The following is a 15,152-nucleotide window of genomic DNA, read 5'->3' as shown; positions in this document are numbered from 1 at the left end:
ACAAATAAAAAAACGCCCTCAATGGGCGTTTCAAATTTTGATTATTTATAAGCGGGTTCGAAAGGATGTTTTTCACCATCGAAATTAATTACCGTACTGCGCGAATCATACTCTGCTTTTTCTTCGATTTCAAAAGCAGGACTTTCGCCTTTTGTTAGTTTCACTTTGTTATCGTAGATAATGACATTGCCAATCGTGCCACCGTTATCAGCATATGCCTCTTTCGAGTACAGTTCTTTTACGATGCTATCAGCAGATTCGAGAGTGACCTCTCCTTCCAACTGTTGCACGTAATAGTGACGACTTCCAGGAGTGTATTTGATTACATCGTATTTATATTCTGTTTTGTACTCATTATCCACTAAAGGATTGGATTTGCTGGATTCTTCTTTAGGCACATTCGTTGCAACGTTTTCTGATTTACCAGTAGTTTCGGTAGACGAACAACCTATTAAAATTAGTACAATTACTGTGATTGCTATTAAAATTCTCAATACAACAGCCCCTTCTTAGTGTAATTTACCTACATTCTACCAAATTACGCCAAGAAGAGACAGTTATTTATTTGCCGTTTTATCTGCTTTGGCTCTTATATCAATTGCTGCCATCACAAAGGCCCTCTCTTCACGCGAGAGAGCCATAAACTGATTTGGCAATATGCGCAATTTATGGAGGGCGTAATAAGCATAGTTAGCCTCAGGATCGCCCTCCTCTATTAGTTTTTTGCCTCTTCAACCAGTTCGTTCATATCCTTATCAAAACCACTTAAGCGTTGGATTTGAGTGGATAACTCCGCTTGTTCGCCTGCTAGCAGAACCTTGTTAAGGTATTGTTCCGGAGTTGTCACGCCGACTTTCTTGATGCTTTCTGCATCTTTAAAATCAGGCTCAAGCGTGTTCTCGATAATGACGGCAGCATTAAATCTCTTCGAATCAAAGTCGATCTTATTACGCTTGCCGATCGAGGTCGCCCGCTTTTGGATGGAGCTGAAATCTTCGCCGCTCATTGCTTTAATTTTGAATTTATAGAGATTACCGTCTTTGTCTTTAAAGCGATCGGAAATTGCAACCTCATCAGTAACGCCATCCACCGGGTTTTGATTCAGGAAATCTTGTAAGCTCATATCGAAAAATCCTCCTTTTTATTGTGCAGGCGCATTGAAACGGCCTAAGATGTCGTAATCGTCAAACGTGAAAGCTAGTTCCTCATCGAGCGAATCGTCACTTGTAATATCAAACTTGGCAGCAATAATGCTATCGAGGTTACAGTTTTTCAGAATAATGGTCTGTGTGCCGACCGAGGAAGACGGGTCTTCATTTTCGACTTGAATATCGAAATAGAAATCTCGGCCGGTCTTAACATAAGTCAGCATGAGATCACGAAATACAGTGGTCATGTAATAAACCGTTAATGTACCGGATCCTGACCACCCCGCTGCTTTCTTACCCGTATTTGTCTTACCAAGCACAGGAACATCGGATTTATTTTTCTCGATAGTAGACTCTAGCGATTTTGCATAGAAAAGCTCCTCGACGCGGCCTGCTATCGTAGCGAATGCTTTCGCCTGTTTACCCGAAATCGTATCGACCGGATTCATGAATGTCATTAACCAACAACCCCCTGCCTAACCGTTACGGCTACATAGATTTTTTCAATACTGTCTACCGGTTGAATATAAGCAGCGATGAGCACCGCGTCGGACTCTTCTCCAGCTCCGACCGTAATATCTGTCTGCGAACTGAAGTTTTGAATTGCTTCTATCGCCTGCATGCGCTCAAGGTATTTGATACATTCGCCTTTCAACAAATTCCGGCCAGTGTCGTTATTGCTTACCTTGCCGATATAGAAAGTGCTGAACGTTCTTAAGAAATCGATCGCAATGCCATCCAATACACGGATAACTCGGTTCTTCGAGAAATGCTTTCCGTGAGTCGGTGTGTAGGTAATAAGCGTATTGATGTCCTGTTCAACAACTGCTCTACCATTGTTCGGAGTAAAAACGAATTCCCCAGCTTTCAGCGCGGTGATAATCTGCGCGTTCGTATAGCGCGTTGCTACGTCGATAGCGCCGTCATAGGCTTCGTAGGTGAGCGACTGGTTAACGTTAGCACCAGCTGTTGCTCCAGCTACCCAAGCTGTTGCTTGCGCCGCCGTGAGTACCGTGCCGTCCTCAAGAATCACACCGTTTTTGACGCTTATTACTCCTTCGTAGTTAGCTACAGGATAATTATCAAGTACAACCTGAATCTTTTTCCCTTCGCTTTCACGCAACCGTTTAACGAAAGCAAGTGCAAGAGCTTTTACAGCAGAGTCAGTACTAGGGATCGCCAACGTATTGAAGTCAAATACTTCAACAGCAGCCAGATAATCAACGTAGTCTTGATTTGTCACCGATCCATCAGTACCGGATACAAGCGGCGCTCCCGCTGTATTCGTCAATGTGGCGCTGCCGGAGAATACAACATAATCATTCGACACTAGGTCGGCAACATTCGTTACAACCTGTGTATCGACTACATCTCCATTAAGCAACGTCTTGACGTCCTTCATAGCTGCATTATCGATGTTTGTTTCGATTACGATGCTTAAGCTATTCCCGCGTACACCGCCCCACTTAGCTGTAGCTACCAGCGTACCGACCGTTACTGCTGCCTTTGTTCCCGTGTTGAGGCGATACAGTAGCAAGGTCTTCGCTCGTTTCAGTGCCTCCCTGATTAACAGCATTTGTGAATCGGAAATTTGATATCCGAGCACTTTTGAAACATCATCTCCGGCATTAATCGTGAGAACCTTCTTTGGTTCACCCCACGTTAATGCAAGCGGCATCGTGACTACGCCGCGATCCCCGAGCGAACCTAATGATTGCGGTTCTGAAGTTAAATTAATAAATACGCCTGGTCTTACTTTGTTCTGTGTAACCCATGTTCCTCCAGCCAATTACAACACCTCCGTTTTGAGAAATTTGTTCAAAGCAGCTTTAGCTTCTTCAAACGTGTAGTCCTTGTCCTCTGCAAGCGCCGCAGATAGCGCATCTTGCTCTTGAGGTGTAAATCGACCTGATATCAGCCAGCGCCGTTTAGGGAAGCTACTGGGACCTTCAACGACTTCGTTCGGGTCAACCGTTTGTTCATTCTTCACCATATTTTACTTCTACCTCCTGTTTCATCGTCTGCATGTTTGGATCCGGCTCCTGAGTCCTCACAACATGGAAACGATAATCGACATTGAAGTGTAACACCTCGTTAACGATTTCGTGACTCATGCTAGTACCTCGATATTTAACACCGTCAACTTCGATCCATTCCAGATGCTCATATAACTGCTCGGCCATTTCGTGCATGCTGCGATTCTTATTGTCGTCTGCGAAATAATGGATATCGAATGTATGCGACCGCCGACTGCGCGGACCCAGAAGCCCCGTTTGTTTCATGGTGAGCAGTTTAATAAAAAAACAAGGCTCCTCGACGTCCATGCCTTCGTCTAAGCCTTGTTTGATCTCTTCACCCATAACTGGTACGTCCGGGAAATGAGAGTCGAGAGCAGCGATGACACCGTCTCTTATGCTGTTAACTGTAACTGGCACCACGGCATCACCGCCCGTTCATAAGTTTCTCGATAAATTGTGCCTGCTTGCGGGCTAGAAAATCAGGAAGCATTTCTTCGATTTCTTTCACGGATATTTTCACCATGAATCGCCCCTGCACCCATCCGCCCTTTTTGCCGACTTGCATGCCTTCCTTGGCGCCTGGTTCATAAACGAAGGTATTCCCCACCCAATGACCAGGAACCCAGTGAGCACGGAAGCCGTTCTCGACAAAGCTTGCATATTCAAGGTTAGAGAAGATTTCAATCTCATAACCCGCTGTCGTTTTATCCACGCTGCCAATCTGAAAAGAGTTACGGAGCTGCCCGTTACCTACCGGAGTTCGCTGCTTGATTCTCGCCAGTGTCCGCATGCCAAGCTCGCTGATTACTTCGCGAATGAAACGATCAACGACACCTGAATCGATATCCTGCTGCAGATCCTTAACCAGCTTTTGAAGCGCGCTAATATCGAACATCCCGCCCGCGCTCATTTTCGTTCCTTGGGTACAAAATCACCTTCACGAGCATTTGTGTTAATTGTGTCCAGTGAGATCCCGGCAATTCCAAGCGCTTCGAGGTAACTATAGGTATCGTAGACCGTCATGGTCGTACCATCCTTCATCACAAATGTGGAGACATACTGATCAATATCATCGATATTTTTTTCCATCCAGTTAATCAAGCCGTTAACAGGACCGGGGAACAATCGAATAACATTGTTTGGTTTTTCGGTCATTACGCTCGATCCTTTCGCTGTATACTGATTTCTTGATGTGTCGGGTACGGAAACGGCTCGCCGGCCTGATACTTATGGATGACAGTCCCGCGCATGACGACGATCTCGTCCCCTTGCTTGATTTCGATGTCAGGAGAGATAAATAGCTTCGTTTCATAGCGAATATCGTTCTGCGCCTCCGTCTGACCGTTTGTAGCTGCTGCCTTTTGAGAGATTCGGCATGGTTGATCTGCGTATATCTCAGAAAGCTTTTGAACCGTCTCTTTAGTCGTTGGATCCTTTTCGGCCGCATAGCGACTAATTGTGCATTTATCCTCATACAACCGCTCTAAGGCTGCTCTGTGGCGCTGATAATTGATCATGGAGTCCACCCAATCTTTCGGTAACGCCGGAGGTCGGCCTTATAGTTAACGACAAGCTCGTCAATCGATGATTTATTCATGGCCGTCGTCTCGCCGGAGCGCGCGGCGGGCGTTACTGATGTATCGCCAATCTTGATGTTCAATTCACCGCTAACATTTTCGGCGATCCCTGGAACATTCGGTTGTTCGATGCGCAGCACATCCATGACCATCGAGGCCCAAACATCCGTCAGGGTATCCGGGATGTTTTCGATATTGCAATAATGGCAAATGCGCCGGCCAATCTCCCGAATATAGGAGTTTACCAGCGCATCCAGTTCATTTGGCAAACTAAATCGTAATTTCACCGTATCAAGCACTTCAATCGGATCAGCTATCGCCATTGTTGCCGCCGCCCTTCTCGTCGATTTCCTTTTGAAGGGTTTCGGCATCCTTTCCATCTAAATCGTCAATGCCGAGAACTGCAGCGGCATCTTTAAGCGCCTGTAGCTTCTCTGCTTCTTCGGCAGCAATACGTGCCGCCTCTTCAACCTCTGAGATTTCCTCCAGAAGTCGTTTCTCACCTTTCCGCTCAGCATTAGGAATGCCGAGGGCTAACGCCTTTTCGCGAAGGATTTCCAGCCGACTTTCTTCTTCATTCTCACGCTTTGCTTCTTCAACGGCCAAACGAGCAGCTTCAGCAGCCGCTCGCCGGGACCTATTAAAACCTGTCAGACTCATTGGTCATGACCTCCTATGCCACAAGGGTATCGATGCTTGTTTTATTAGCAATCGTATACCCTAATTTTGTTCCACCAGTTACCGTCAGGGTTTGTGTGTTCGTAGCCGCCCATGCCCCTGTGTATTCAAGGGTAATCGTTGCGATTCCATCGACAAATGTAGCGTTCGTGGCGCCGCCAGCGATTGCTATATTGCCAGTCCCGGTTCTCGCCGCAGCAATTGCAAATGTGCCGTTGAACCACGAGTGGAGCTCGCCAGTGGCTGTTTCCAGTCGAAGCGTAACGGTGCGAACAAATTTACCTGCGGCACTTCCGATAGCCGCATTCACTGCTGCGGCGCTCGATCCTAGTGTCGCTGGAGATACGGCGAGAACCATATCTCCAGACAATCCTTTTTGCTGAGTCTCCAGATACTCGATAATCCCGTGAGTTTTACCTACCGGAGTCGTACGCCCTAGCAATTCTTTTAAATTCATACAGGCAGCCTCCTATGCAAGTTTGTGCTTGAACTGAACAATACGGATGTTTTTGTTCTCGTATACGCGAGTCCAATTGCTCGCAGTTTCCAATTCAGCATTGGTAGGCGATACACCCGCGACATTGTCCTCTGTCCATTTCACACCACGTGGATGCAAGATAAAGTGCTGACGATTGACTAAAATGTCGTCACCTTGCAAGCTGTCTCGATCCGTCTCAGTAGGAACTGGCGCTGCACCGTTACCGAGTCCGATTGCTCCTGGTCCGTACAGGTAAGTTGTATAGACGCCAGCGGCGTTTGGATGGCCGTCATCGACTACAACACCTTTTCCGAGATAGGTCGCAAATTTAGCTCCTGTAGTCGGGTTTACCTGAAACTCAATCAATTGATCTTTCAGCAGTTTGGAGTATACTGCCGAGTGCATCGAGAAAGCCGTAAGTCCATCTGCAGCATCTCCAAGCTTTTGTTGCGCATCAACAGTCGTAGCGGCACTGATTACAGCAGCGTTGCCGGACAAAGCCGAGATGTCGCTGAGGTTACCGGACATGCTCGCTGCCGAGAACACACCCTTCAGCGTGGAGAAAAGCATCTTCTGGCGGTCGCGGTTCCACCAAGCGGCCACCAAATCAGCAATCGCTCGTAACGGATCGTCACCAGACAATGCCTTAGCAAGGTCATTTGCTCCCCATGCTTTACCTCGAGCATGCAAGCGGGCCATATCCTTGTTTGTGGTGATGTGGTTAACGCCAAGCGGATTAGTGTCGCTCAAAATTTCCGATTCGCCCGTAAGATCATTCCAAAAAGGCATGTTAAGGATTGTGCCGCCTGTTGCCGCGAGATCATCAAGCTGGGAATCTGGAACGATGATTCCGGCTTGAACCAGCGCGGAAAGCTCCATAGTGCGTTTAATCAAATAAGGGTTAAATGCTTCGGGAACGATAACGTTCGTAATTCTTGTTGCTGGCATTTATATCACTCTTCTTTCTTGTTTTTATTTTGCTGCTGCCATCATTTGTTTGGCGAGCTCAGGATTATCCCGAATCATCTTGCCTTGTTCGGTGAGATTGAACGTCTCCTTTTTGAACGGGTTGACTTGACCGCCGCCGCCACCAGCACCGCCGCCACCTTCAGGAGGCTTCGCTCCTTTGAATTGAAACTGTCCGCCGCCTTTGTCTTCTTGAACAAACAAAAAAGCCTTGCTCGTTTGCAGGGCTTTAACTTGATCTTCGAGTCCGGCCTTTACATTGCCGTTGTCGTCCAGTTCGATTTTCGTTTTGTCCAGTAGCCCGGCTACTAGGTCGGGGTCGTGGGTCTGGCCGGTCAACGCGAGCTTCAAGGCGGTATTCAAACGGAGTTCCTTCACATCAGCATCGTATTTATCCTTGGCAGCTTTGTTCTCACCCTGCAGCGTCTCGATTTGCTTTTTAAGCTCATCGCTGGCGCCAACAGTCTTCTTCAGCTCCTCGAGTTGCTTGTCGCGATCCTTCAAGCTATCCTCTGCCACCTTCTTGGCATCGTTGACCTCTTTAAAGCGATGTTCGGGGACGTAGCCCTTGTAATTCGTCTCCACACCTCCCACAATTGCCGTAATCTGCTCATCCGTCAAGCCTTGCGCCTTTAACAAATCTTTCAACCAATCCATTTATATCATCCTCACTTGTTATCCCGGGTGTGTCCGGTCGATTTACCCAGTTTAAGGTCGTGTGGCAGGACAAAATAAAAAGCCGCTTATTTAGCGACTCATAATAAAAAAAGCACCTTAACCATAATGGTTGAGAGTGCTTTTAAGTAAGTTTGAAAGCCTGCTCATAAACTGCGGCTACCTTCTCTTTAAATTCTGCTTCATCCAGATATTCATCGGATTGTGATCGAGCTTGTTCATCCGGCTCGAAATATGAGCAATATTCCGGCATATCCTCATTTAACAAGTTGGATAAGGGTTTGTTTTCCTTTTCTAACTCATCTGATTCGTTGAGTAACACCACAGGGAAGTTAAAAGAAAATAGCTCCGCGCCTATGGTGCCTGTTAAAAGATCATTCATCATTGCTAGTAATTTTGCTGCCGCCACCAATTACACCTCCGTCCAATCTGCTTTAGGTTTATTTCTTGTAACGATACTCACGATCTCATTCGTATCAGCTGCTTGGATTACCGCGATGTCATTTTCGAATCTTACCTTGTGACCGTTTGGCTGCAAGAAACCAGCTGGTTTCTTGAGCATGTCGCGAATATTTTCGTTGCTGAAGCTTACTTTCCCTGCACTTTGCTTCTGGCCTATTGTTCTGTTTAATGCATGTACAGTAAACTCGTTGCCATCTTTCTTAAAATAGCGATAAGTATCTCGAAGCTTGTTTTTATATTCATCCGTGTACTGGCCGTTGTTGATTTTATCAAAAGTATCGTATTGTCGCTTGGTTGAAGCCCAAGTCTCAGGATTATTATACTTCATCTCTTGATAAGACTTAAAGTCTTTCGGAACATCTTTTCCTAGTAGAGTTCTATGCTTCTCATGCAACTTCCGGTCGCTGGATTCATTTCTAATCATTTTTTGTTTTTGGTCAGCCTTGTCCAGGCCAATTTCATCGACTATATGCTTTTTATACCACTCGTCATAGGTCATATCTGATGGAACAAAAATGGTTTTTCCGTCCGCATCCTTGGCGATCCGCTCGCCTGGATCGAAATCATCATCGAAGTATGGAACGGTCGTGGAGCGGCAGTTGGCATGCAGCGGCGGCCAGGTAACGCCGATCTGCTTGTCGGCTAGATCAAAGACCTTATTATCCATCCCACGGCATGCGGTGCTTGTACGGCTGTCCAGCGTCGCTAGATATTGATACTTACCTACGACTCCGCTTTGCTTGTAGCTATCAAAGCTCGCTTCGTTCTGGATAAAGCTAGATTCAGTCCGAATCAGGCGTTCCGCTTGCCGGAAGCTTACGCCCATGTCCTCTTCAAGTCGCTTTGCCAGCCTCGTATTGCTGTCGCCCCGGATGATCGCCTGTGCAATGTCGGTCTGTAGCCGTTGAACAAGCTTATCCGTGTTGCCCCATATCCGTTTACTATAGTTGGAGGCGAGCCAAGGACGAGCGATAATGCTCTCTACCAATTCCGTGTCGATCTTCACCAACGATACCGCAACTCCTATGCCCTGATTGATCATAAACTGCGTCTGGTAATAGGTGTTCACGTAGGCGCTGTTCAGAGTCGCTTTAAGCCCTTCTGTTTCAGCGGCGCTCAGTACCCTCAATGAGTTTTCAATTTGTAGCAGGAGTGCTTCCAGCCGCGTCACTCGCTGTTTGAAATAAGCATTGTCCAACTTCTTCGTCCAGCGCCCATCAGGATTGTTCACAGCAAGCGCCTGAAACCCCTGCAGCGTCAACTTGAAATCTCTGAGCTCCCCTCTTGTGAGGACCTTCTGCGCTTCAGAAAACGTGATTTCGTTGTTCTTGGCAAACCGCGTATAGAAAGCATCAAGATCGCGCTGAATGCTTATTTGCGCTTTGCGGTACTCGCTCCGTAATCTCGCAGCGTAGGCATCCGCATCCTCATGCACGCCGTTGGCGATCTGCTCCGTGCGCTTACTCCAATAGGATGCGGATTCCATTAAGCCCCACCTCCGCCCGCTGCACCGCCTGTACCATCTTCATTCCGTAGTCCTGGGAAGTTGTCCGCGCTCGCCAACGCTTTTTGCTCCTCGTCCTCAATTCGCTTGAGCTCCTCGTTTAAATCAGTGACGTATGGGTGCTGCGCGACTATCGTTTCTTTTGATAGGATACCGGTGCTATTTAAAAGACTCTCAATGATTTCAGCCTCATTAGCAGCCATATCCCGGTTAAAGATGAAATCAACCGATTCGCTTGAATAGTCCACGCCTGTAGTGTTATGCAGATGAGTGTCCACAAACCACAGGAGCTGCTCTAAGCTCGCTTGGAACTCTGTCTCGATAATACTGGCGTCCATATCCAAATCCGCATATAAGAAGCGCAGGGCCACGCCGCTTGGGCTGTCTCCGATTTGATCGGATTGCGAATCAACACCACGCCCAAACTCATAAATATTTTTCCGCGTCATGTCTTGATGCGTTTTATAGGCTTCTGTATTGATTTGCAGGTTAATCGTATCGACGCCGCCGTCATCCGTAACCTTTACAGCGCGGTACCCGGCAAGGTTCTTCCGGAATTCCCCAAGATCGGTTCCATCATAATTCTTGATGACATATATGCTCTCGGGCAAATCCTCCAGGTTATTGGAGTTGTTTGAACCTTGTTTGTCGTAATCATCAACTAGGGTTTTAATAAGCTGGATGAGGGGTTGCTCTTCATCGTTGTATTTGAATGGGATGAACGGGACGCGCTCCCAGTTGAGCGGTTGCTCTTTCTCGCCATCCATAACCACAAAATGAGAACCCTCAGCCCCCGACTCGTGATCGGGCAGTAGACCGCCATCATAGGTGTATCGCTTCACGCCGTTTATGTCCCACCACTCAACACGCACGACTGTCTTTTTGGTTGTCGCCTCGTAGACGATCACTTCATACCGGCGTATGACAGCCTGTAGCTTGGTATGAGCCTCGTCCATCCAGATCGGAAGTATTTCTTCACTCCGCATCTTTTTAATGCTCAGAGCGCCGCTCTCGTCATAATAGACATGCAGCCAGCCAATGCCTTTGTTCACTGCTTCTTTGCCAATGTTCTTGATTGTCCTTAGCATCGATTTATCAAACACATCGGTCAGTGCATTTTCATAGGATTTGTTTTTAGCTTGGACGCTCAAAGGTTTGCCGAGCAGATAACCGACTTTCTGATCCGCAAGTTTACGACTGAAGTTGTGGACATTCCGGTTATTCGCTAAATTTTCATCAACGAATTTTTTTCCGTCCGGCCCTACAAACTCACGCTTGCGGTATAAAATATCTGTGCTCCCCCGATAGTAACGTTCACCGATCAGCATCCATCGCCTGGCTTCTGATGTCATCCACTCATCTACCTCGAGCTTGATGATTTGATCGAGAGACATTGGCGCATTGCCTTCGATTATTTCTTTGATCTCGTTATTCACAGGCTTCCTCCTTCCCTAGAATGAAACGCCTGGTTTCTTCATGTCGCCTTCGCAGGCATACCTCGTTGCATCGATGCTGTGATTATTTGAATCGTCAAGCTCAGCTCGCGCATTGCCGTCCTTATCGACCTTATAGTCAATATCCTCGTATTCCTTTGCCGTGTGCGGGCATCGTGAAGGGTCGATTATGATCTCTTCCAAATCATCCAGCCACTTCTCGCCATATTCGACGGATCCCGGGCCTTTCTTCGCTCCCTTAATACGGAGGCCGTAACCCTTCATCTCATCGACTGATTTCGGTTCAGCGCTATCAGCTATGGTCATGTCGTTGTGGTAGTCCTTGGCCTTGATCATTTCAGCTACCTTACGATTGGAGAGCTTGACACCATATATCTCGTCAAAGATGTACAGACGCCGGCGTGTCTTATCGTAGTGCATGCGTAAGAATGATAAGGGGTCCGTACCGTATCCCCAGTCAATGCCCTGCCGGATGTTGTCGAACGATTTGATCTCATCATCCGTAATTTTCCGAAACGTCAAGTTATCGAACGGAACAATACCACTGCCGATCGCCTTGCCGAGATACTCCCATTCGTACTTTGGTAGATTCTTACGCTTGACCTCTTCCGCCTCTTCCGCAAATTTCTTGGATATGTGGGGATTGCCAAGATACGTTGAATGATGCACAAACGTATTGACCGGTAAATCCACCTTCGTGTCGTATTTCTTGTTCGTCCAATTTTGCTTACGCTTTGGCGGATTGTATGTGTAATAAAAGGCATAAAAAAGACCATCCTTCAGCTCGGCGCGTAGCACAGAGTTTTCAATGGTCGTAACATCATCTTCTGTTTTAAATTCAGCGAATTCTTCTATCCAGAGGATCGCTATCGGAAACTTACTGACTTTGATCGATTTGATTTTCTTTGGATCGTCAGCTCCCCGGAATATAATTTTATTCCCCCATGGCAGGTAAATGAGCTGCAGCGGACTCGTCTTGACGCGCCACTTATCTTCCACGCCAAGAATCTCTATGGCATCCTTAAGCTGCTCGAACACCGACTCACTGAGCGTATTCGCTACCTTACGCACGCACAACGCTGTCACCTTGTATTTCATCATATCCTTGATGATTTTGAGCGCCACGTGCGTCGACTTCGCAGAGCCCCGTCCACCCTTTAAGACATGCCTCAAGAACCGTTGCGAGTTAGAAGCCCGCCAGAAGTCTTTGAACATCTCTGTTACGATATCAGAGAGCCTAATCTGGCGCATCAGCCTCGCCTCCGATGTCATCAATGATTTGCACTGGCGATATATCTCCGGTCTCTCCAAGGGCTCTCACTTCGGCTTTGAGCTTCTCTACTCGAAGTTTTTGTTCAGCTCCAGATATTTTATGTTTTAAATCAATAGCCTTTAGTTTTTTATCCTGCACACGAGTCAACGCCTCTTCCAAAGCAAGGATGTCGTCCAGTTTGCGGAATTCCTTCTCCTCTATTTGACTTTCAACCATTTCAATTCGTGAAAAAGGAATAGTTTTTGTCATTCCCGTTTTCTCATCGTGGACCGTATTTGCATCTTTTATAGTTTTCAACTCATATAGGACGCGCCTTTCCTTCTCAGATAGCCCATCTGTAAGCAGTTTAATGCGATTGAGCATCCGCCTTTCACGAATCGATAGAAGCATGATAGCCTCATCAGTTTGCAACTCGGGGTCGGTGTCCACATATGTTATCAACCGCTGCTCATCTTCTTCTAGCGTATCCAGCCAAATGGCCTCATGCTCACCAGTTGTTACAGCCTTCTTATTACCTGGTGGACCGCCGTGGCCGCCTTTGTTACCCAGTGCTCGGTTGTTTCCTATTGGAGCTCCGCCTTTATTTCCGACAGCGTTTCTGTTACCTTTAGGAGCGCCTAGTCGTTTGGTAACGTTACTATTAGGTTTATTGGTAACGTTACTATTCAGATCATCTGCCCATTTCCCCTGTGATTTCCATTTTCGGATTTGAGTGTCGCCAATTCCTAAAGTGGCGGCGATATCCTTTAGCTTCATCTCACCACCACTATCAATCCACATCTTCTTAGCAATATCTTGATTCGGGCTACGTTCTTTAGCCATTACATACCACCACCCCCCGATGTGAATTCAAACCACTAGAGATCGTCTTTTTGTAACTCTATATCAATTTCAATCAGCTTTTTCAGATCATCAACTGTCTTTATTTCAATCAAACCATCTTGAAAGTCTTTCACCCAGCGAGCTATGCCAGCTTGGATGATCTTACGATATTTAGACTTTGATTCTATGATCCCTTCCATCACCATAAGCTCATATTTCAATAAATCATCGCGTTCGTGGCTTGTTCCCATTGTGGATTCCCTCGGCTTTCCTTTATTATGGAAAACGAGATAGCGGTTTACGGAAATCCACGCGCGTGGTCTCCGCTATCTCAGCCGGGGGGACCCGGTTGTAGGGGGAGGACGTTACAGCGTCCTCCTTTTATTATGCCGTTGGGTCTATACGGCGGATAAGTACCGGCTCATTGCCAGTGGCCGAATGATACCGTTGCTTGATGACGTCGCAGAAGACAGGATCAAGCTCCAAAGTGTAACAAGTCCGGCCAAGCTGATCGCATGTCATCAGAGTACTGCCGGATCCTCCGAAAAAATCGACTACCACATCCCCTCGCTTGCTGCTGTTCCCAATCGGGATAGCCAGCAACTCCAGCGGCTTCTGCGTTGGATGGACGTACTTGGTTACGTCTCCTCTGGACACTTCCCAAACCGAAGACGGTTCTGGAATTTCTTCTGGCAGCCCAGCTCGCCATACTGTCGTTTGCCTTCGATCCCCATACCAAGCAGGAGCTTTGCCTTTCAGATGACAATAGAACACTGGCTCATGCTTCCATCGATACTGTGACCAGCCGAACGATGCCGCATTCTTTACCCATACGCATTGCGAACGGACCACGATGCCGGCCGTGTTCATGGCATCCTCAAACTCCCGCTGGTAGGAAGAAGGATGAAAGACGTAGATCGCAGCAGTTGGAGACATAATGGCAGCATACCGCCCGAAAACGGCATGAAGAAAGCCCGCAAATTCCTCTGCAGGCATGTCATCATTCATTATAGAGCTACGTCCGTCAGCAGCTAATCGCTCTGAATCACTCTCCACCGCCACGTTGTAAGGCGGGTCCGTCACGATCAAACATGCTTGTTTTCCTTCCATCAACAACGCTACGTCTTTTGCATCCGTAGCATCTCCGCATACTAAAAGATGCGGACCAAGCTGCCACACATCACCACGCTTCGTCTCCGGTTCCTGAATATCATCTAGTGCACGCTGTACGTCGAAATTGTCTTCTGTAACTGGTGCATCGATTTCCGTATCCTTTTGGAAATTTTCTATGAGTTGTTCAATTTCCTCGATATCAAATCCCGACAGCGACAAATCTTCTTCATCAATTTTCAATTCGACAATCAGCCGCGCCAGAGCCTCGTCATCCCATCTACCGGACACTTTGTTCAGGGCAATATTCAGCAGCTTCTCCTGTTGATCATCCAGATTCACCACTGAAACAGCTAATTCAGTATGATTTTTTTCATTGACCATAATTTTAAATCGTTGGTGCCCACCTACCATATTGCCTGTGCGTTCATTCCAAATAATCGGGTCAATGTAACCGAATGAATCAATGGATCGCTTAAGCTTTTCGTACTCCAAATCACCCGATTTGAGATCAACACGTGGATTGTATGCTGCTTTTTTTATCTGATCGATAGGTATTATTCTAATTTCCAAACTTATCACCTCGTTGAGCTGAGTTGGTATTCACAACATCAAAATTTTTGATACAAATGCAATTTCTATATTCGTTGGTCCTATATGACAATAAAAAAAGCCACCTCAATTAAAGACGACTTGTAGTATTTACCAATATAAGCATGTATGTAATATAGCTTGTTCTAAAGATTTTGACTTTCTTCTATTACCTGCCCTACTTAATAAAAAAAGCCGCTCCATTTAAGGGCGACTACTATCAGGGTAATTTATTTGTGCGTAATGTGTCACGCGGTGGATTGGAGAATCGAAACGTTCATGTTCCCACCAGGTGCCATTAGGACGTGCTGTGATTATTCGTTTCATACTGTCCAATGTGAGGTATACGCCTTTAGGCGGCGGATTACTCGGGTCGTACTCTTTCCATTCAATCAT

At 46.7% G+C, this 15,152-nt stretch carries 21 protein-coding genes; all 21 read right to left on the bottom strand.

What is annotated here, in order from left to right; genetic code table 11:
• Positions 1-41: 41 nt before the first annotated feature.
• On the bottom strand, positions 42-494 hold the full coding sequence (locus AC2TDN_RS10835) for a hypothetical protein (protein WP_484687979.1): 453 nt from the start codon (positions 492-494) through the stop codon (positions 42-44).
• A 221-nt stretch (positions 495-715) separates the two neighbouring features.
• Positions 716-1,123, bottom strand: a complete 408-nt coding sequence (locus tag AC2TDN_RS10830) for a phage tail assembly chaperone (RefSeq protein ID WP_484687978.1) — start codon at positions 1,121-1,123, stop codon at positions 716-718.
• An 18-nt stretch (positions 1,124-1,141) separates the two neighbouring features.
• Positions 1,142-1,606, bottom strand: a complete 465-nt coding sequence (locus AC2TDN_RS10825) for a phage tail tube protein (protein WP_484687977.1) — start codon at positions 1,604-1,606, stop codon at positions 1,142-1,144.
• On the bottom strand, positions 1,606-2,937 hold the full coding sequence (locus AC2TDN_RS10820; RefSeq protein WP_484687976.1) for a phage tail sheath family protein: 1,332 nt from the start codon (positions 2,935-2,937) through the stop codon (positions 1,606-1,608). The genes AC2TDN_RS10825 and AC2TDN_RS10820 overlap by 1 nt, the downstream gene beginning before the upstream one ends.
• On the bottom strand, positions 2,938-3,141 hold the full coding sequence (locus tag AC2TDN_RS10815; RefSeq protein WP_484687975.1) for a hypothetical protein: 204 nt from the start codon (positions 3,139-3,141) through the stop codon (positions 2,938-2,940).
• A complete protein-coding gene (locus AC2TDN_RS10810) occupies positions 3,128-3,586 on the bottom strand; it encodes a phage tail terminator family protein (protein WP_484687974.1) in 459 nt (152 codons plus the stop codon). Before AC2TDN_RS10810 ends, AC2TDN_RS10815 begins: the two co-directional genes overlap by 14 nt.
• A 4-nt stretch (positions 3,587-3,590) precedes the next feature.
• Positions 3,591-4,061: an HK97 gp10 family phage protein gene (locus AC2TDN_RS10805; protein WP_484687973.1), complete on the bottom strand. Its 471-nt coding sequence runs from the start codon at positions 4,059-4,061 to the stop codon at positions 3,591-3,593.
• Between the two features lie 11 nt (positions 4,062-4,072).
• A complete protein-coding gene (locus AC2TDN_RS10800; protein ID WP_484687972.1) occupies positions 4,073-4,321 on the bottom strand; it encodes a hypothetical protein in 249 nt (82 codons plus the stop codon).
• Positions 4,321-4,683, bottom strand: coding sequence for a DUF6093 family protein (locus tag AC2TDN_RS10795; protein WP_484687971.1), 363 nt, complete (start codon positions 4,681-4,683; stop codon positions 4,321-4,323). The genes AC2TDN_RS10800 and AC2TDN_RS10795 overlap by 1 nt, the downstream gene beginning before the upstream one ends.
• Entirely contained in the window at positions 4,680-5,066 is a 387-nt protein-coding gene (locus tag AC2TDN_RS10790) for a DNA-packaging protein (RefSeq protein ID WP_484687970.1), read from the bottom strand. Before AC2TDN_RS10790 ends, AC2TDN_RS10795 begins: the two co-directional genes overlap by 4 nt.
• Complete coding sequence (locus tag AC2TDN_RS10785) at positions 5,053-5,403, bottom strand: hypothetical protein (protein WP_484687969.1); 351 nt, start codon at positions 5,401-5,403, stop codon at positions 5,053-5,055. Before AC2TDN_RS10785 ends, AC2TDN_RS10790 begins: the two co-directional genes overlap by 14 nt.
• Positions 5,404-5,416: 13 nt before the next feature.
• Complete coding sequence (locus AC2TDN_RS10780; RefSeq protein WP_484687968.1) at positions 5,417-5,878, bottom strand: hypothetical protein; 462 nt, start codon at positions 5,876-5,878, stop codon at positions 5,417-5,419.
• A 12-nt stretch (positions 5,879-5,890) separates the two neighbouring features.
• Positions 5,891-6,847, bottom strand: coding sequence for a major capsid protein (locus tag AC2TDN_RS10775; protein ID WP_484687967.1), 957 nt, complete (start codon positions 6,845-6,847; stop codon positions 5,891-5,893).
• Between the two features lie 24 nt (positions 6,848-6,871).
• Complete coding sequence (locus AC2TDN_RS10770; RefSeq protein ID WP_484687966.1) at positions 6,872-7,522, bottom strand: phage scaffolding protein; 651 nt, start codon at positions 7,520-7,522, stop codon at positions 6,872-6,874.
• Positions 7,523-7,664: 142 nt separating this feature from the next.
• Positions 7,665-7,949, bottom strand: coding sequence for a hypothetical protein (locus AC2TDN_RS10765; RefSeq protein WP_484687965.1), 285 nt, complete (start codon positions 7,947-7,949; stop codon positions 7,665-7,667).
• A gap of 3 nt (positions 7,950-7,952) precedes the next feature.
• On the bottom strand, positions 7,953-9,488 hold the full coding sequence (locus tag AC2TDN_RS10760) for a minor capsid protein (RefSeq protein WP_484687964.1): 1,536 nt from the start codon (positions 9,486-9,488) through the stop codon (positions 7,953-7,955).
• Positions 9,488-10,942, bottom strand: coding sequence for a phage portal protein (locus AC2TDN_RS10755; RefSeq protein ID WP_484687963.1), 1,455 nt, complete (start codon positions 10,940-10,942; stop codon positions 9,488-9,490). The genes AC2TDN_RS10760 and AC2TDN_RS10755 overlap by 1 nt, the downstream gene beginning before the upstream one ends.
• Before the next feature lie 15 nt (positions 10,943-10,957).
• Entirely contained in the window at positions 10,958-12,211 is a 1,254-nt protein-coding gene (locus tag AC2TDN_RS10750) for a PBSX family phage terminase large subunit (RefSeq protein WP_484687962.1), read from the bottom strand.
• Positions 12,198-13,055, bottom strand: a complete 858-nt coding sequence (gene terS, locus AC2TDN_RS10745) for a phage terminase small subunit (protein WP_484687961.1) — start codon at positions 13,053-13,055, stop codon at positions 12,198-12,200. Before terS ends, AC2TDN_RS10750 begins: the two co-directional genes overlap by 14 nt.
• A gap of 35 nt (positions 13,056-13,090) precedes the next feature.
• Entirely contained in the window at positions 13,091-13,306 is a 216-nt protein-coding gene (locus AC2TDN_RS10740) for a hypothetical protein (RefSeq protein ID WP_484687960.1), read from the bottom strand.
• Positions 13,307-13,439: 133 nt separating this feature from the next.
• Positions 13,440-14,738, bottom strand: a complete 1,299-nt coding sequence (locus AC2TDN_RS10735) for a site-specific DNA-methyltransferase (protein ID WP_484687959.1) — start codon at positions 14,736-14,738, stop codon at positions 13,440-13,442.
• Between the last annotated feature and the right edge of the window lie 414 nt (positions 14,739-15,152).

This window comes from Paenibacillus sp. Y660, assembly GCF_057221575.1.
The sequence above is the reverse complement of the archived record's forward strand: the minus strand, read 5'-3'. Positions and strand labels throughout refer to the sequence as shown.